The organism is Streptomyces sp. RGM 3693 (genome assembly GCF_050471125.1).
GTDB lineage: Bacteria > Actinomycetota > Actinomycetes > Streptomycetales > Streptomycetaceae > Streptomyces.
In genome coordinates this window covers 1,148,625-1,165,518 of sequence record NZ_JBMPPQ010000001.1, presented here as the reverse complement: position 1 = coordinate 1,165,518, position 16,894 = coordinate 1,148,625, and the positions used below count along the sequence as shown (strand labels likewise).

Below are 16,894 nucleotides of genomic sequence, written 5' to 3'. Positions count from 1 at the left end.
CCGTCCACTGTGGATCGGAGCCGACGACCGCCGGTGGGGATGGACCGACGGCGCAGGGGCAACCGGGGAGTTGAACAGCGCCACGAACGCCGCTCGTATTCCCTCCTCGGCTATCACCTCTTACGTCATCGCGCTTCCTCGGAGAGCGTTACGCCCAATCTGCGTGGCCCGAGTCACACCCCATAACGACCCCTTCCCCGTCATATGCCCTGCAATCCTCTCAAAGCCTTCCGCCGGATCCGGTCGACGTCCCGGATCCGGCGATCTTGCGCTCCTTCGGTGCGTACGGCGCGGCCTCGGCAGAGGCGTACGGGGCACGAGTCCGCGCGGTGCTCACGGTCCGCACGTGGTCGGGTACGAGCCTTCAGTGCTCGCGCGGCGCGGGGACGACGTGGTCGGCGGGCGTACCGGCGCCCTGGCCGCTGGCCTCACTGTGGGCGGCGAGCAGCTGGCGCATCGCGCTTTCGGCGGCGGTGGCGTCACCGGAACCGATGGCGTCGACGACCCGCATGTGCTGGCCCACGGATGTCTCGACCGGCCGCTCACAACCGCCGCCGGATCCGCCGGAGACGTGCAGGGCGGAGGCGACGATGCCCGCGAGGTGCTCGAGCATGCGGTTGCCGGCGAGCTGGAGCAGCAGGTTGTGGAACTCGGCGTCCGCGCGGGCGAACGTCATGGTGTCACCCTGGGCCGCGGAGTGACCCATGATCTCGACCATGTCCGCGAGCCGCTGCTGGATGTCCTCGCGGGCGTGGCCGGCGGCGAGCCTGGCGGCGAGCGGCTCGATCGTCCAGCGCAGCTCGCACAGCTCACGACGCTGGTCGTCACGCTGCGGCCCGTAGGCGCGCCACTCGATGATGTCGGGGTCGAGGAGGTTCCAGTCACTGACCGGGCGCACCCGGGTCCCCACGTTCGGACGCGCGCTCACCAGGCCCTTGGCTTCGAGGACGCGCAGTGACTCGCGGACGACGGTGCGGGAGACCTCGAAGCGCTGGCCGATCTCCTCGGGGACGAGCGGGCGATCGGCGCCGAGATCGCCGGAGACGATCATCTGGCCGAGCTGCTGGACGAGTTGGCCGTGGAGGCCACGGCCGCGGCTGCCCGCCGCGCGCCGGCCGACCCGGCCGATGTCTGCCTCGGAACTTTCCCAGACCGACGAGACGCGCTCTGCGCGGTCGTGGCCGGTCGCGTTGGCGGCGTTGGCGTAGGGGTAGCGGTCAAGCTCGCCGGGGCCTGCGAGGCCGGTGTCGCCGGGGCGAGCCGCGGTCATCATGGTGTGCGCAAGGGTACTCACGCATCCTTTGTCGGCGGCGCTCTGAACGGCCTTGAGGTCTTTGGTGAAAAGCACACGAAAGGGTGATCGCCCGTTATCTCGCAATTGACGCTTTATCGGAAAGAAATGCGCTTTCAGGGGCGAGTTGTGGACAGCGGGCGCAACAACGGGGCCTGGAAGCGGGCGTTTTGGCCGGCCAGCGTCGCCAGCCCGTTAGCACGGTGAACACATAAGCGCAGACCAGGGAGATGGTGGCAACACCCTTGCGTTGCCCACTGGTTGGGGTGCAGACGACGTCATGACCGGAATACGTTGATCGCTTCCGGAAGGCGTCTGGTGAGCATCGGGCGGAAGGTGGGTGTGGTGTGGTGCGGGACTGCGTTCGCTGTGGTGTGTGGCGGTTAGTTGGGTCGGCAGGAAAGGGAGTTGCCGGGAGCTGCCTAGCGAGCCGGGTGGTGGTGGCGGTGCGTGCTGGAGTCCCTGAAGTCACCGTGGGAGCCGAGGTCGCCGTGCTGGTGGGGACGCCGTGGTCGCCCGGGTCGCTGGGGCGCGAGGTCACCGAGGACGGTGAGTTCGGGGGCGGCTCGTTGACGGTGCGGGGGATCGAGAGCTCGGGCCGGCGAGAGCGGTGGTGCGAAGCAGTGGTCGCTGTGTGTCCGGCCACCATGGGGAAGTCGCCGGCAGCGTGCTCCGGCGGCAGTGAGGGAGCTTTGTTGCCGTACCGCGTTGCCGGGCCCGTGCGAGGCTCGGGTGGTGGGTCAGACCTCTGGGCGGAGCATCGGCGGGTTGAGGAGGGTCGCGCCGCCGGCGCGGAAGAGCTGGGCCGGGCGGCCGCCCTGGCGGGTGGTGGTGCCACCGGTGGGGACCAGGAATCCGGGAGTGCCGGTCACCTTGCGGTGGAAGTTGCGGGGGTCGAGGGCGACGCCCCAGACCGCCTCGTAGACGCGGCGCAGCTCGCCGACGGTGAACTCCTGCGGGCAGAAGGCCGTCGCGAGCGAGGAGTATTCGATCTTCGACCGGGCGCGTTCCACCCCGTCGGCGAGGATGCGCGCGTGGTCGAAGGCTAGCGGGGCGGCCAGGTCGCCTTCGCGGGCGTGGGTGTTGTTCTCCTGGTCCAGGAGGGTTTCGACGGGGGCCCAGCGGGCGCTGTGGGCGTCGCCGCCGGCCCGGGGGGCGGGCAGATCGGGGGCGAGGACGAGGTGCGCGACGCTGACCACGCGCATGCGGGGGTCGCGCTTGGGATCGCCGTAGGTGGCGAGCTGTTCGAGGTGCGCCCCGTATGCGGGCGGCGGGCTGCCCTCCGGCGGGTAGGCGTGCAGGCCGGTCTCCTCGACGAGTTCCCGGGCGGCCGCCTCCGCCAGGTCCTCGTCGGCGCGAACGAATCCGCCGGGCAGGGCCCAGCGGCCCTGGAACGGCGGCTCACCACGGCGTACGGCCAGCGCACACAGGGCATGGCGACGCACGGTGAGCACGACCAGGTCGACGGTGACAGCGAAGGGCGGGAAGGCCGACGGGTCGTAGGGAGGCATGCCGTGATCATAGTCGTCCGCCTGACGATAAACGGGTCATGCGGCCTTCACGCCCTCAGTTGCAGACCGTCCGCGGCTTCCTCGACCATCCCCATCCCGAGGCGGCTGATCCGTACGGCGAAGGGGTGCTCGGCGATGGTCAGTCCGGTCAGTTGCATCGCGCCGAGCGGGGTGGTGCCGAGTGGGCGGACGACGACCGTTCCGGCCGGAACGTCGGGGCGCAGTCCTGCGAGGGCGATGAGTATCTGCACCGCGCCGGCCGCCGCGATGGCTGCGGGACGGCAGGCCGCCGGGTGCGGAACGGGGATGCTGCCGGCGGTGCGCTGCTCACCGGCGAACATCTCCGGCAGGCGGTGCCCGAAGTTCTCCGCGGCGTCGAGGAGGCCCTTGGTCAGGGCGCCGGCGGCGGCTTCGCGGCCGGCCGCGGCCAGTCCGGCGGCGGCGACCGCGGTTTCGTGGACGCGGACCGCTCCGCTGCGGTGGCCGAAGGGGTTGTAGCCGCTCTCCTTGGCGCCGAGTCCGCGCAGGCCCCATCCGGAGTCCATGGTGGGGCTGCGGAGCAGTCGGGACAGTTGGTCGGTCTGGGGCGCGTCCAGGAGGCCCGGGGCGAAGGTGCCGCCGCCGAGCAGGCCGGTGTCGAGGAGGTGGGCGGCGGTGGCGCCGAGGTGCGGGACCGGGCGGCCGTCGCCGGTGAGCAGGGCGGCGGGGCGGCCTCCGGTGCGGTCGTCCACCCAGAAGTCGGTGCGGAAGCGGGCGCGCAGCTCCACCGCCCAGTCGCGGAGCGCGGCGGCGCCGGAGGATCCGCAGGCATCCAGGAGGTCGGCGCCGAGGACCGCGGCACGATGGGCGTGGGCCTGTGTCTCGCAGCGGTAGGGGCCGTCGGGTGCGGGATCGGGGAGGTATCCGCCGCGGTCCGCGCCGCGCGGGTCGGTGGCCGTGCACAGCCATTGGAGGCAGCGTTCGGCGGCGGGCAGCAGCCGCTCGGTCTCCTGGTCGGGCAGGCCCCAGCGGCGGGCCTCCGCGAGGACGGCCGGGAAGAGGAGGGTGGCTTCGATGCCGGTGCAGCCGGCTGGGGCGTGCGGTCCGGCGTCCCGGAGCGCGCCGGGAATTCGGCCGAAATCCGCTCCTGGGGTGGCCTGTTGGGTGCGGGCGAGGGTGCGCAGGGTGCTGGTGACGAGCCGGGTGCCGAGGGGAAGCAGCATGCGGGCGGTCCACAGGGCCTCGGCGGGTGCGAGGCCGCACCGCCACGGGAAGCCGCCGGCGACGAAGACGTCCGTGGGGAGGGCCGGGTCGCGCATCAGGAGCCCGTGCAGGTCGTCGAGGCTGCCGGCCATGAGGGCGTCGGCTCGGGCGTCGTCGCACTCCAGGCGGGCCGCGGACCAGGAGTGCGGCGGCCGTTCGCTGCGGGTGCGGGGCCCGGCGGGCCCGGTGCGCGGGCTGGGGACGGAGGTGTCGCTGCCCCACCCGGCCGGGGCCGGCAGACCCCCCACGCCGTGTTCCAAGCGGGGTCGGAGTTCGATGGTGCGGCGACCGCCGGGCAGCAGCTCAAGTTCCCAGCGGAGCAGGCCCGCAGAGGCCAGCGCGTCCTGGGGGGCGGGGTTGGCGGTCACCACGGCATGGGCTCCCCGCCCGGACCAGCGAAGGCCCGATCCGTGGACGGCGGCACGGAGTTCGGGACCGGGGAGGCCGACGGCGACGGCTCCGAGGTCCGCCAGGTCGGTGCCCAGGTAGATCTCAACGGGCAGTCGGACGGATCGGGTGGCGCTGCTGTGGAAGGTGATCCGTTCGGTGCCGTCGGCGGACCGCAGCCGTTCCATCCGGATCTCCGGGTCCGGCCCGCGCTCGCCCGTTCTGCGGATGACGCCGGTGAAGTGGGCACGGTCCGCGGCGATCAACCGCCCCTGGACGACGAGTGGTTCTTCGCCCGCGGCGCGTACTTCGCAGCGGGCGAGGATCCGCCGGCCGTCGCGGTAGCAGCCGTCCAGGCCCTGGCCGGTCAGCTGCCCCGTGGTGGACGACACGGCGAGCGACGGGAGGGCCGTGCAGACCAGCGCCGCATGGACCGGTTGGGGCTGGGGCAGCCGGGCCGGCATGGTGCGCCGGTCCGAGGTGGGCCGGTGGGCCGGCTGGGTGGTGGGGACAATCCCTGGCACGCTCTGCGCTCCCTGGTGAGGTCGGGGCTCCGTACGGCCTGCGCCACTCAGCTGAACGGTGCGGCCGGCGCCCAGGTCACGCCGGCCGTGCCTCGCCCCGTGCGGTCATCGCCGGCTTCGGTCACCTCCCCGTCCTGCCCGGCGGGTGCCCGGCGCGCCGGTCGTACGCGAACCGGGGCCGGTGTCCCCGCGTGGCCCGCGGGGCCGGGCGCGGTTTGCCGGGCGTGGGGGTGCCGGCCGCCGCTGGCCCGCAGTGGGCGTCGTGGCACCGTCGGTGGCGGCCTCGGCCTCCTCCCGCTGTTGGCGCAGGCAGCGGCGCAACTGCTCAGGATCTAGGCCCTCGTTGATGGCGCGGTGCAGCAGCTGGGCGAAGACACAGTCGGGGTCGGCGGTCAGGGCGCGGCTGAGGGCGACGCGGGCGGAGGGGCCGTCCGCTGTGGACCAGCAGACCCAGCCGGCGAGGGTCAGGGGCGCCGCCGCGTGTTCGGTGTAGCCACCGGTGCAGCGGCGGGCGAGGGCGCGCCACAGCCGGAGGGCCGCCGCGGCGTCGGGGCCGTCCATCCATTCCGCGGCCCGGTCGCGGGTGGTGCGGTCCTGGAGGCCGAGGATGAGGGTGGCTGCCTCGGCGTCGGTGATCAGCGCGTCGTCGCAGGCGTCCCGGGCACGGTTGCTGCCGGAGGGGGTGTCCTGGCGGAATCGGTGGATCATCGCGGCGGCCAGTTCGAGGGTGGCCTGGCGGACGGTGGTGGCGCCGTCCGGTTGGAGCATCCGCGGCAGGAGTTCCGCGGCCGCATCGTCCAGCGCCTTCTCCTGGTCGGCACCGCGTGGTCCGGTGCGGGGCGCCAGCCGGGCGTCCATCTCCTTGAGCGAGCCGCGCACCTGCATTCCGGCGTAGGCGGCGGCCGCGGCCATCACGGACGTTCCGGGGAGGCACAGGGGCGTGCCGTCGGCGGGGCAGCAGCGGTAGTCGGGGCAACAGTAGGACCAGTATCGGCCGTTGGAGATGCACAGGGCTTCCAGGACCGGCACGTCAAGGGAGCCGCAGGCGGTGCGCAGCCGCTGGGCCAGGGGGCGCAGGCGCTCCTTGACGTCCCGGCCGCTTTCGCCGGGCGCTGGTTCCTGGCAGAGGAAGACGAGGATGCCGACGAGGTGGTCGGCGCTCTTGCGGGCGCCGGAGACCAGGCAGTCGGCGAGTTGGTCGCTGACATCGGGCCAGTGGGACGGGTCCGTGGGGATGCCGAGCCGCAGTCGGCCGCCGAACCGGGCGCGCTCGCCGTGGAGCGCGACCATGACGACGCTGTCGTCCGGATAGAAGCCGAGGAGGTAGGGCAGTGCGTCGGCGAGTTCGGCGGAGCCGCGCAGGGTGACCTGTGGCTCGGCGGGCCGGCTCGCGTCCTGGTCTGCGGATTCCGGCGGAGGAGCCCCGGTCTGCGCGTGGGAGACGGCGGGGTCGCCCGCGGCGATGGGCGCGGCGTAGGCGCTGCCGGTGGGGGGGGGGGGGGGCGGGTGGGAGGGGGTGGGCGGGGTGTCGTCGGGGGTCGGCGGTCGGGGCGGGCCGATGCGGGGGGTGGTGGGGGGTGCGGGATCGCCGCCGGTGCCGGGCCCGCTGCTGCCGGGGGCGCAGGTGCCGGATTCCCCGCCACTGGGGTCGTGGGCGTCGATGTCGTCGGGGCGGGTGCCGTCGGGGTGAGTGTCGTCGATGTGGGGCTCGTGCGGTTCGCTGTGCGGATTCATGGCTCGAAGATCCCGCGATTGCGCAGCGTTCCGCGACCCCTGTGGATAACTCTTGAGTGACGCGGTTTTCCACAGCTCGAGGCGAGGGTTCGCGCGTTGTCAGTGGGATCGGGTTGCATGGGGGCATGAGCAACGAAGACCTGCGTGCCGCGGCCGATGCCGTCCTCAGCCGTCTCGTCGGGGATCCCGGCGGGACAGCCCGGCTGCGTGCGGACCAGTGGCGGGCGATCGAGGCGCTGGTCGCCGACCACCGCCGTGCCCTGGTCGTGCAGCGCACCGGCTGGGGCAAGTCCGCGGTCTATTTCGTCGCGACGGCGCTGTTGCGGGAGCGCGGCAGTGGACCGACGGTGATCGTCTCGCCGCTGCTCGCGCTGATGCGCAACCAGGTCGATGCGGCCGCGCGGGCCGGCATCCGGGCGCGCACGATCAACTCCGCCAACACCGAGGAGTGGGACACCGTCCAGGCCGAGGTGGCGGCTGGTGAGGTGGACGTCCTGCTGGTGAGCCCCGAGCGGCTCAACAACCCGGATTTCCGTGATCAGGTGCTGCCCAAGCTCGCGGCGGCCACCGGCCTGCTGGTGGTGGACGAGGCGCATTGCATCTCCGACTGGGGACATGATTTCCGGCCGGACTACCGGCGGCTGCGCACGATGCTGGCCGATCTTCCGCCCGGTGTGCCGGTACTCGCCACGACCGCCACCGCGAATGCCCGGGTGACGGCCGATGTCGCCGAGCAGCTGGGGACGGGTGAGGGCTCCGCCGAGGCGCTGGTGCTGCGCGGACCGTTGGACCGGGAGAGCCTGAGCCTGGGTGTGCTGCCACTGCCCGATGCCGCGCACCGGCTGGCCTGGCTCGCGGACCATCTGGACGAGCTGCCGGGCTCGGGGATCATCTACACCCTCACCGTCGCGGCCGCCGAGGAGGTCACCGCGTTCCTGCGGCACCGGGGGCATACGGTCGCCTCGTACACCGGCAAGACGGAGAACGCCGACCGCCAGCAGGCGGAGGAGGATCTGCTCGCCAACCGGGTCAAGGCGCTGGTGGCGACGTCCGCCCTGGGGATGGGCTTCGACAAGCCCGATCTGGGGTTCGTGGTGCACCTGGGTTCGCCGTCGTCGCCGATCGCGTACTACCAGCAGGTGGGCCGGGCCGGCCGCGGTGTCGAGCATGCCGAGGTGCTGCTGCTTCCGGGCCGGGAGGACGAGGCGATCTGGAAGTACTTCGCCTCGCTGGCGTTCCCGCCGGAGGAGCAGGTGCGGCGGACGTTGGACGTGCTGGCGGCGGCGGGCCGGGCGGTGTCGCTGCCGGCGCTGGAGCCGCAGGTCGAACTGCGTCGCTCCCGCCTGGAGATCATGCTCAAGGTGCTCGATGTGGACGGGGCCGTCCAGCGCGTCAAGGGCGGCTGGACGGCTACGGGCCGGCCGTGGGCGTATGACGCGGAGCGCTATGCGTGGGTGGCGCGGCAGCGGGAGGCCGAGCAGCAGGCGATGCGGGAGTACGCCGCGTCGTCGGGTTGCCGAATGGAGTTTCTGCGGCGGCAGTTGGACGACGAGGCTGCGGCGCCGTGCGGCCGGTGCGACAACTGCGCCGGGCCGCGGTTCACCGCCGAGGTGTCCGCCGCGTCGCTGGACGCGGCCCGTGGTGAACTGGGCCGCCCCGGTGTGGAGGTGGAACCGCGGCGGATGTGGCCCACGGGGCTGCCGGCCGTCGGCGTCGACCTCAAGGGCCGGATCCCGGCGGGTGAACTGGCCGCGACCGGCCGGGCGTTGGGGCGGCTGTCGGACATCGGGTGGGGCAACCGCCTGCGGCCGATGCTCGCTCCGCAGGCGCCGGACGGCCCGGTGCCCGACGACGTGGCGGCCGCGGTGGTGACGGTCCTCGCCGATTGGGCCAAGGGGCCCGGAGGCTGGGCCGCGGGTGCACCGGACGCTCCGGCGCGCCCGGTGGGTGTCGTCAGCCTCGGCTCGCACAGCCGCCCGCAGTTGATCCGGTCGCTCGCCGAACGGATCGCGACGGTGGGCCGGATGCCGTTCCTGGGCACGGTGGCCTCGGTGGACGACGGCCCCGGGACGAGGGTGCCGCGGAGCAACAGCGCCCAACGGCTGCGGGCCCTGCACAGCACGCTGGTGGTGCCGCCGGAGCTGGCCGGAGCGCTGGCGTCGGCGGGCGGCCCGGTGCTCCTGGTGGATGACTACGCCGACACCGGCTGGACGCTGGCGGTGGCCGCCCGGCTGCTGCGCAGAGCCGGGGCCGACGGGGTGTTTCCGCTGGTCCTCGCCGTGCAGGGGTAGTCGGCTCCGACGGCGGGGCCTGGCGAGATGGGAGGGAGCGCCTGGGTATCGGAGCCGGGTGCGGCGGGCAGGAATAGCAGCGGTACACCGGGCATTTTCGGCCGTGCGCGGGGAATTGCTCGTTGCCGCAAGCCTGTACGAGCCGCGAGAATGGGAAGTGCTTCCCGGTATCCGGCCGTTCGCGGTCCGGCAGGGTCATGCCGTGGTGCACCGGCGCGCCCGGCAGCGGCCCGCAGCGCGGACGCGTAGACGAAGGGAGAACGATGGCCTTCGGATTCGCCCGGCCCCCACAGGACCCGCTGCCCGAAGCCGCCGATTCCACCGCTCGCCTGGGGCGGCTGTTGGAACCGGCGGAATGGGCGTCGGCCGGAATCCCGCTCCTACGCAATCCCCGTGAGGTCGTCGCCGACCTGTACACCCGTCATCATCCGAGGCCGTCGACGGTGATTGTGGCGGTGCTCGACCCTCAGGAACGGGTCATTGCCAGCGCATCGTTCACGGGGCCGGTGTCGGCTCCGGATGGTTGGGCCTACCGCAATGCGCTGCTGGCGCAGCTGCGTCGGATCATCCCGCACGATCTGCGGTTGCGGGTTCCGGTTCGGACGGCGGTACTGCTCCACTGCCGGGAGGGCGAGCTCCGTTGGATGGAGGCGGACGGCGCGTGGATGTGGGGTCTGCGCGACGCGTGCACCCTGCACGGGCTCCGCTGCGGGGCGTTCATCGCGCTGGCCCGGGGCCACTGGCAGGTACTGGGTGAAGGGCGGGGCGGGCGGTGGCCCCGGGTCCCCGCTCCCGGGAAGCCCCGGAGCGCGGACGCGGCGCGGGTGGGGCCCCGTCGCGGCGCGGCCGACCGGGCCGGAGCTGTGGGCGACACCGGTGGTGCGCCCGCTCCGGAGGACGTCACGCCGTCGTCGGCTGTGCCCCCACAGGACTCGCGGGCCGCGGAGGGGCCGCCCGGCCAGGGCCCGGCGGGTTCGCAGCGCGCCTCGTCGGCGCGGACCGTCGCACCGGGCGAGCAGCCGTGGAACGGCGGCCGGGGATCACCCCGGCGCGCTGGCGGAGGCGCCGCGGAAGCACGCCGCCGCCGGGCGGCGCGCTGACCGCGGCGGGCCCGACTCTCGCCCCGTGCCCGGGCGCGCCAACGAGCCCGACCGGCCGCGAGGGCCGGCGGGCCACGCCGGGCCAGCGGCGGTCAGGCGTTCGCGCCGAGCACCGCGTTGATCCGCTCCGGGTCGCCGCAGACGATCAGCAGCGCTCCGGCACGGGCCATCGCGGCGGGCAGCGCCCGCGCGGTGACCTCGTGGTCGTCACCGTTGACGGCGACGACCACGACGGGCCGTTCGGTGGCGCGTTCGGCGCCGGCGTCGGCGTAGAACACGTCGTCGGCGGCGTCGTGCTGCGCCCAGTAGGACGCCTCACCGAAGGACAGTTCGTGGGACGCCCACGGGTGGTTCTCGCCGGTGGTCAGCACCAGGATCTCGCCCGGCGCGCGGCCGGAGTCCAGGAGCAGGTCGACGGCCTCATCGGCGGCGTCGATGGCTCCGCCGGCGGGTGCCGGGATCAGCTGGAGTTGGGCGCCCGCGGCGGTGCCGGTCGTGGTGGCCGGAGGCTGCGGGGGGCCGGTGCGCTGCGCCGGCGGGACCGGGGCGGGCCCACGCGACGGGGCGGCGGGTCCGGGCTTGCCCGGACGGGCACTGGACGCGGGGGCGCCTCGCGGCGGGGCGGGGCGGGGACCGGGACCAGGTACGGGACGGGGGGTCGGCGCGGTGCGGCCGGCGGCCGGAGTTGCGCGGGGACCCGGGACACTCTCGTGAATCTGAGGCTCCTCGGGGATGAGAGGCATAAAGGGATGTCTATCAAACGTAGGTGCGGGACATGTCAGTGGGTACCGAATTCCTGCCCCGCTCCGCTCAGAAGTCGAAGCCGAGTTGGCCACCGGCTTCCAGAGCGGCTGCTTCGGGGGTGACGCGCACCTTCTTGAGGTGCCGCCACCGGGGCAGGGCGTCCATGTAGGACCAGGACACCCGGTGGTACGGCGTGGGACCGTGCTCCTCCAGGGCGGTGCGGTGGGTCGGCGAGGGATAGCCGGCGTTGGTCGCGAAGTCGAAGTCGGCGTACTCCAGGCCGAGTTCGGCCATCATGGCGTCCCGCCGCACTTTGGCGATCACGGACGCGGCGGCGACCGCAATACAGGACTGGTCGCCCTTGATGACCGTACGGACCCGCCACGGCGCGCCCAGGTAGTCGTGCTTGCCGTCGAGGATGACCGCGTCCGGCCGGACCGGGAGCGCCTCCAGGGCACGTACGGCGGCGAGCCGCAGTGCCGCGGTCATCCCCAGGGTGTCGATCTCCTCCGGGGAGGAGTGCCCCAGGGCGTACGAGGTGACCCAGGTGGTGAGCACCTCGCAGAGTTCGGTGCGGCGCTTGGGGGTCAGCAGCTTGGAATCAGTGAGTCCGTCCGGTGGTCGGCGCAGTCCTGTGATGGCGGCGCAGACACTGACCGGGCCGGCCCAGGCTCCGCGCCCGACCTCGTCGATCCCTACGACGATCTTGGCGCCCGTGGTGGCGCGCAGTGATCGCTCGACGGTATGGGTGGGGGGCTCGTACGGCATGGCGCCAGCCAGATTACGCCTATTCGGCGCGGCCGTCCGCATCGGATCCGAAGCTGGCGTTCGTGGGCGCCGGCGGAGCGCCCGGCCCGGCGGTCCGAAACGGTTGTCCACGGGTGGGCGCAGGGGCTCCGGCGGGCGCGGGGAGGCGGGCGTCTGGGCGCGAAGTCGCTGGCCGGCGCGGCCCGTTGCGCCCCGGGGCGGGCGGGCGGCGTGGGGGTGGTGGTCAGAGGGCGGGGGTCCAGGCGGGGAGCGGCTCGGTGCGGTCGAGCCATTCCCGGGGCGGGGCGCCGCCGGGGGCCGCGGCGACGATGCCGCCGACGATGCCGCAGGTGGTGTCGACGTCGCCGCCGGCCCGGGCGGTGGTCCAGAACGCCTGCTCGAAGTTGCCGAGGTTGCGGGCGGCGGCCCACAGGGTGAACGGCACCGTGTCGTGGGCGCTGGTGCGGCGTCCGCAGCCGAGGACGGCGGCGACGGTTCCGGGGTCGGCGTAGTCGAGCATGTCGCGGGCCCGGCGCAGGCCGGCCTGTACGGCGCTGCGCGGGATCAGGGCCAGTACGCCGTCGATCAGCTCCTCGGGGCCGAGGGTCCGGGCCGGGTCCGCGACCAGGGCGGCCGCGGCGGCCACGGCCATGGCACCGACGACGGCCTCACGGTGCTGGTGGGTGGGGTAGGCGGAGATCTCCGCCTGGTGGGTGGCCTGCTCGGGGTCGTCGGCGTACCAGGCGCCGAGGGGGGCGATGCGCATGGCAGCGCCGTTGCCCCAGGAGCCGTGGCCGTTGAAGAGCGCGGCGGCCAGCTCGCGCCAGTCGCCGCCCGCACGGATCAGGCGGAGGAGTCGGTCGACGGCCGGGCCGTACTCACGACCGTCGTCGTGGTGGTCGGCGAAGGAGCGGGCCAAGGCGTCCTGGTCGACGCGATGGTGGGTGGTGAGCACGGCCAGGACGGAGCAGGCCATCTCGGTGTCGTCGGTCCACCGCCACGGCGCGGGTGGCAGCTCGCGGCGTTTGAGGGAGGGGTAGTGGCTGGGGGCGAAGAACTGCGATCCGAGGGCGTCGCCCACGGAGAGGCCACGCAGGCTCGCCAGAGCCCGCGTACAGCGGTCCGCGTCACGAGGATCAGGGGTCGTCATCGCTGTGCACTTTAACCGGTGACGCCGTAAGGCTCGGGTTCACACCAGCGGTCAAAAGGCCGGTCGAGGGTGTAGCGGCCGTCCGGGCCGAGGAGCAGGGTGCGCCATTCGGCGTTGCCCGGGTTGGACAGCGATTCGAAGTCGGCGACCGACCAGTGGAACCACCGCATGCAGAACAGCCGCATGGTGAGGCCGTGCGTGACGATCAGGACGTTGGGCGGGTGGTGGGGGTCCTCGAAGCTGCGCCAGAGGCTCTCCAGGAAGGCTCCGACCCGGTCGTAGACGTCGGCGCCGGACTCGCCCTGCGCGAAGCGGTAGAAGAAGTGACCGTAGGCGTCGCGGTACGCCTTCTGGCGTCGTACGTCGTCGCGGTCCTGCCAGTTGCCCCAGTCCTGTTCGCGGAGGCGGGGCTCCTCGCGGACCCTCACCTTGCCGGGGTCCAGGTCGAGGCTCCGGAAGGTCTGGTGGGTGCGGCGGTACGGCGATACGTAGGCGGAGATCCGTTCGTTGCCGAACATCTCGTGCAGCCTACGGCCGGCTTCCTCGGCCTGGTGCAGCCCGCTCTTCGTCAGGGCGAGCGCGTGGTCGGGCTCGCGCTCGTAGACGGTGTCGTCGACGTTCCCCACGGACTCGCCGTGGCGGAGCAGGACGATGCGTCGGGGCCGGGCCATGCGGCCAGCGTAAAACGCCTGCCCTGTACATGCCGTGTTGCGGGTGGGGCTGCCGAGGGAGCCGCGCTCCTTCAGCAGGCGGCGAGGACCGGTCGGCCGTCGCGTATCTCGTAGGGGCGGCCGGTGAAGCGGCGGCGCAGCAGGCGGTCGTGGGAGACCACGACCAGGGCACCGGGCCAGGCCGTCAGCGCCTCCTCCAGTTCCTCGACGAGGGCGAGGGCCAGGTGGTTGGTGGGTTCGTCGAGCAGCAGTAGGTCGGCGGGGCGGGCCAGCAGTCGGGCCAGTGCCAGGCGGCGGCGCTGGCCGGCCGAGAGCACCCCGACGGGGACATGGAGGTCACGTTCCCGGAACAGGCCGAAGGACAGCAGCAAGGCGGCCAGCTCGTCGGCGTCACCGGTGAGGCCGCGACTGAAGGTGGCCAGCAGCGGCTCCGTGGGGCGGGACACCGGGATTTCCTGGGCGAGGAAGCCGATGCGTCCCCGGCGGACGACCGTGCCGCTGTCGGGTGCGGTCAGGCCCGCCATGACCCGCAGCAGGGTGGTCTTGCCCGCGCCGTTGGCGCCGTGGACGAGGACGCGCTCGCCGGCGGACACGGTGAGCGCGTCCACCGCGAGGCGGTCGCCGACCCGGACGTCGTCGAGGCGGACCAGGGTGCCGGTCGTTTCGCCGGTGTCGGGGGCCGCTTGGAAGCGGAGCGGTTCGGGCGGCCGGGGAACCGGCTCCGCGCGGAGCCGGCGGAGCCGTTCCTGGGCGTTGCGCAGCCGACTGGAGACGGATGCCTGGACGCGTCCCCGGTCGCGGTCGTAGGCCATCTTGTTGTTGTCCTTCATGGCCCGGCCCTGGGCGACGCCATGCGCGGCGCCGGCGGCGTGCTCGGTGAGCCGGGCGACCTCGTCGCACCACTGGGCGTACTCCTGCTCCCAGCGGCGGCGGGCGGCGGCCTTGGCGGCGAGGAAGGTGCCGTACCCCTCGCCGTAGCGGACGAGGGCGTGGCGGTCGGCGTCGACCTCGACGACGGTGGTGGCGATGCGCTGGAGGAAGAGCCGGTCGTGGGAGACGGTGAGGACCGTGCCGCGGTGGGCGAGCAGAGCCTCCTCCAGCCAGTCGAGGGCGGTGGCGTCGAGGTGGTTGGTCGGTTCGTCGAGGAGCATGACCTCGGGCGAGGCGGCGATCAGGCAGGCGAGGCCGAGCCGGGCCTGTTCGCCGCCGGAGAGGCTGCCGAGGACCCGGCCGCGGTCCAGGCCGTGCAGCCCCAGGCCGTGCAGGGCACGGTCGACGCGGGCGTCCGCCTCGTATCCGCCGCGCAGTTCGAAGCGGGTGAGCAGGTCGCCGTACTCGTCGAGCTGTGCCGGGGTGGCGTCGCCGAGGGCGGCCTCCAGGGACCGCAGGCGGCGCTCGATGCCGCGGAGCTCGGCCAGCGCGGCGTCGATGGCGTCCTGGACGGTGTGGTCCGGAGGGAGGTCGGGGGTCTGGCCGAGATAGCCGGTGCCGCCGTCGGCGGTGAGGACGGCTCGGCCTTCGTCGGGTGGTTCCAGGCCGGCGACGATGCGCAGCAGGGTGGACTTGCCGGCGCCGTTCTCCCCGACGATCCCGATCCGTTCGCCGGGGCGTACGGCCAGGGAGACGCCGTCGAAGAGCGGGCGGTCGGCGTGGGCCTTGGTGACGTCGTGCAGTGAGACCTGAGTGGGCACGTGATCCTCCGAGTGATGCCGCGGGCGCGCCGGGCGGCATGGCCGACCGGAGTAACGCAACTGGAGTTGCGTTACGATGAGGATGGCACACCGAACCAACTAACGCAACTGGAGTTGCAATTGCCTGGCGAGGACGAGAAGAAGCAGGCCGAGGGTGACGGCGCGGCGCCCTCTCCCACCCCAGGCGCCCGGCGCCCCGGCGGGCGCACGGCACGCACCCGGGCCGCCGTCCGCGACGCCGTGCTGACCGGCCTCACCGAGCTCGGCTATCCCGGACTGACCGTCGAATACGTCGCCGAGCACTCCGGGGTGCACAAGACGACGCTCTACCGCCGCTGGGGGGACGTGGAGGGCCTGCTGGCCGACGCCCTGGACCTGGCGGGCGAGGACAGTTGGCTGCCGCCCGACACCGGGTCCCTGGAGGGCGATCTGCGTACGCTCGCCCACGAGGTCGTCACCTCGTTCGCGGAGCCCGCGGCGGCCGCGTCGGGATCCGCGATGATCGCGGCCGGCTTCCAGTCGGAGCGGGCCGCCGTGGCGCTGCGCGCCTACTACACCGAGCGGTTCGCGCGCTGCGAGGCCATCGTCGAGCGCGCCGCCCACCGCGGGGAGCTACCGGCCGATCAGGACGCCGCCGTCGACGCCGGGGCGCTGGTCCGGGCCGTCTCCGCCCCCCTGCTCTTCCGGCTCTTCATCACCCGGGAGCCGATCGACGAGGCACTCGCCGAACAGGCCGCTGCGGCGGCACTGGCCGCGGCCCGCGCAGGTGTCTTCAGTCGTGGCCGGCCGGCCGGCGCCGCGTCCGGCTCCCCGGAGCGGTCGGGCTGAGCTCGGCGCTCACACCGTCCAGGAGGGTTCGAGCTGCACCACGTCGCCCGCGATCGCTTGGATGTCGGCGGCTATCTGGGCCCGCAGCGCCAGCCGTTCCACCCGCTCCGGACGGTACTTGCCGCGCTCGGCCGCCGACTGCCACATCGACAGGACCAGGAACTCCTCCCCCGGCGCCCGGCCGACCATCCCCCGGAGCATGCCGGGCGACCCGGCCATCGCCGGGTTCCAGACCTTCTCCTGCATGAGCACGAAGTGGTCCACCCGGTCCGGGCGCACCTGGCAGTGCGCCAACCGCAGCACGTCCGCGTCTCCGAAGGCTGGCCGGAACCCCACTTTCACGTCGAATTCGTGCTCGAACAGCCGGATTTGCGTGTCCTTGTAGGTGCCGGCCTGCGCGGACGCCAGGCGATCGTGCGACCGCGCCATGAAGGAGTCGTAGAACGCCCGGCTCTCCCAGAAACCGACCAGGTGGGCCACGCCGGGCCGGGACCGACTCCAGCCCCCGGCCTGCCCCCGGAAACCGGGCTCGCCCAGCAGCCCGGCCCATTTCCGCTGCCCCCGTTCGAACCCTCGACGGTCCACGACGGTAAGGCGAATCCACTTGACCAGCACCGCGCCATCGTACGGCCCGATGTCCACCGAAGCCGCTGCACAGTGGCTACCGTCCGCCCCGAACTCCCTTACGGCATCGGATCGGTGAACAGCGGCACCAGGGCAGGCGGAGAGACGTACACGAACGAACGTGGCCCGGCCTCACTGCCCGGCCTTGCTCGACGCCGAGCGAGCGGCAGCTAGCCCCCACCCACACCAAGAGGCTTGCGGCAGCGCTTCGCCGCACAGGGACATTGCTTCGCCGTGCAGGGGCGTTGATTGCCACCCTCAGGGCGGGTGGGTGGTGCCACGGAAGGGCACTGGGGTGTACGCCGACTGCGCCTGACTGGCGTGAAGTGGGTGCTCGAACGGTGCGTCAGGCAACCCGC

Annotated in this window: 12 protein-coding genes and 1 pseudogene; 3 read left to right on the top strand and 10 right to left on the bottom strand. The window is 73.3% G+C overall.

The features are described 5' to 3' along the window. Positions 1 to 364 precede the first annotated feature (364 nt). The 4 genes from ACO0M4_RS04920 to ACO0M4_RS04905 form a co-directional block, all read right to left on the bottom strand. Entirely contained in the window at positions 365 to 1,348 is a 984-nt protein-coding gene (locus ACO0M4_RS04920) for a FadR/GntR family transcriptional regulator (RefSeq protein WP_430368367.1), read from the bottom strand. Positions 1,349 to 2,031: 683 nt separating this feature from the next. Further along, positions 2,032 to 2,802 carry an NUDIX hydrolase gene (locus tag ACO0M4_RS04915; protein ID WP_430368366.1) on the bottom strand — a complete coding sequence of 257 codons (771 nt, stop codon included), beginning with the start codon at positions 2,800 to 2,802 and terminating at the stop codon, positions 2,032 to 2,034. 47 nt (positions 2,803 to 2,849) lie between these two features. Then, positions 2,850 to 4,895 (bottom strand): glycogen debranching N-terminal domain-containing protein, encoded by a 2,046-nt coding sequence (locus ACO0M4_RS04910; RefSeq protein WP_430371244.1) that lies wholly within the window; start codon positions 4,893 to 4,895, stop codon positions 2,850 to 2,852. A gap of 165 nt (positions 4,896 to 5,060) precedes the next feature. Continuing rightward, on the bottom strand, positions 5,061 to 6,689 hold the full coding sequence (locus ACO0M4_RS04905; RefSeq protein ID WP_430368365.1) for a DUF4192 domain-containing protein: 1,629 nt from the start codon (positions 6,687 to 6,689) through the stop codon (positions 5,061 to 5,063). Positions 6,690 to 6,814: 125 nt separating this feature from the next. Here ACO0M4_RS04905 and ACO0M4_RS04900 point away from each other — a divergent pair, with 125 nt between their 5' ends. Together ACO0M4_RS04900 and ACO0M4_RS04895 are read left to right on the top strand one after the other, a co-directional pair. Beyond that, the gene (locus tag ACO0M4_RS04900) at positions 6,815 to 8,980 is read left to right on the top strand and encodes a RecQ family ATP-dependent DNA helicase (RefSeq protein ID WP_430368364.1); all 2,166 of its coding nucleotides are present in this window, start codon (positions 6,815 to 6,817) and stop codon (positions 8,978 to 8,980) included. A 263-nt stretch (positions 8,981 to 9,243) separates the two neighbouring features. Continuing rightward, positions 9,244 to 9,822, top strand: a pseudogene (locus ACO0M4_RS04895) (hypothetical protein); the annotation flags it as partial. A gap of 350 nt (positions 9,823 to 10,172) precedes the next feature. Here the strand turns inward: ACO0M4_RS04895 and ACO0M4_RS04890 are convergent. The 5 genes from ACO0M4_RS04890 to ACO0M4_RS04870 form a co-directional block, all read right to left on the bottom strand. Next, a complete protein-coding gene (locus ACO0M4_RS04890; RefSeq protein ID WP_430368363.1) occupies positions 10,173 to 10,823 on the bottom strand; it encodes a hypothetical protein in 651 nt (216 codons plus the stop codon). A gap of 67 nt (positions 10,824 to 10,890) precedes the next feature. Continuing rightward, complete coding sequence (locus ACO0M4_RS04885) at positions 10,891 to 11,592, bottom strand: ribonuclease HII (protein ID WP_430368362.1); 702 nt, start codon at positions 11,590 to 11,592, stop codon at positions 10,891 to 10,893. 223 nt (positions 11,593 to 11,815) lie between these two features. Further along, positions 11,816 to 12,721 (bottom strand): ADP-ribosylglycohydrolase family protein, encoded by a 906-nt coding sequence (locus tag ACO0M4_RS04880; protein WP_430368361.1) that lies wholly within the window; start codon positions 12,719 to 12,721, stop codon positions 11,816 to 11,818. 11 nt (positions 12,722 to 12,732) lie between these two features. Further along, a complete protein-coding gene (locus ACO0M4_RS04875) occupies positions 12,733 to 13,392 on the bottom strand; it encodes a histidine phosphatase family protein (protein WP_430368360.1) in 660 nt (219 codons plus the stop codon). A 71-nt stretch (positions 13,393 to 13,463) separates the two neighbouring features. Next, the gene (locus tag ACO0M4_RS04870; protein WP_430368359.1) at positions 13,464 to 15,083 is read right to left on the bottom strand and encodes an ABC-F family ATP-binding cassette domain-containing protein; all 1,620 of its coding nucleotides are present in this window, start codon (positions 15,081 to 15,083) and stop codon (positions 13,464 to 13,466) included. 120 nt (positions 15,084 to 15,203) lie between these two features. On the opposite strand from ACO0M4_RS04870, the gene ACO0M4_RS04865 reads away from it, so the two are divergent. Next, on the top strand, positions 15,204 to 15,911 hold the full coding sequence (locus ACO0M4_RS04865; RefSeq protein WP_430368358.1) for a TetR-like C-terminal domain-containing protein: 708 nt from the start codon (positions 15,204 to 15,206) through the stop codon (positions 15,909 to 15,911). 9 nt (positions 15,912 to 15,920) lie between these two features. Here ACO0M4_RS04865 and ACO0M4_RS04860 read toward each other — a convergent pair whose 3' ends face one another. Beyond that, positions 15,921 to 16,526, bottom strand: a complete 606-nt coding sequence (locus tag ACO0M4_RS04860) for a YdbC family protein (protein ID WP_430368357.1) — start codon at positions 16,524 to 16,526, stop codon at positions 15,921 to 15,923. Positions 16,527 to 16,894: the final 368 nt, after the last annotated feature.

Coding starts and splice junctions, on each gene's coding strand:
- ACO0M4_RS04915 (WP_430368366.1), bottom strand. CDS start 2,802: ATGCCTCCCTACGACCCGTCGGCCTTCCCGCCCTTCGCTGTCACCGTC.
- ACO0M4_RS04910 (WP_430371244.1), bottom strand. CDS start 4,895: ATGCCGGCCCGGCTGCCCCAGCCCCAACCGGTCCATGCGGCGCTGGTC.
- ACO0M4_RS04905 (WP_430368365.1), bottom strand. CDS start 6,689: ATGAATCCGCACAGCGAACCGCACGAGCCCCACATCGACGACACTCAC.
- ACO0M4_RS04900 (WP_430368364.1), top strand. CDS start 6,815: ATGAGCAACGAAGACCTGCGTGCCGCGGCCGATGCCGTCCTCAGCCGT.
- ACO0M4_RS04890 (WP_430368363.1), bottom strand. CDS start 10,823: ATGCCTCTCATCCCCGAGGAGCCTCAGATTCACGAGAGTGTCCCGGGT.
- ACO0M4_RS04885 (WP_430368362.1), bottom strand. CDS start 11,592: ATGCCGTACGAGCCCCCCACCCATACCGTCGAGCGATCACTGCGCGCC.
- ACO0M4_RS04880 (WP_430368361.1), bottom strand. CDS start 12,721: ATGACGACCCCTGATCCTCGTGACGCGGACCGCTGTACGCGGGCTCTG.
- ACO0M4_RS04875 (WP_430368360.1), bottom strand. CDS start 13,392: ATGGCCCGGCCCCGACGCATCGTCCTGCTCCGCCACGGCGAGTCCGTG.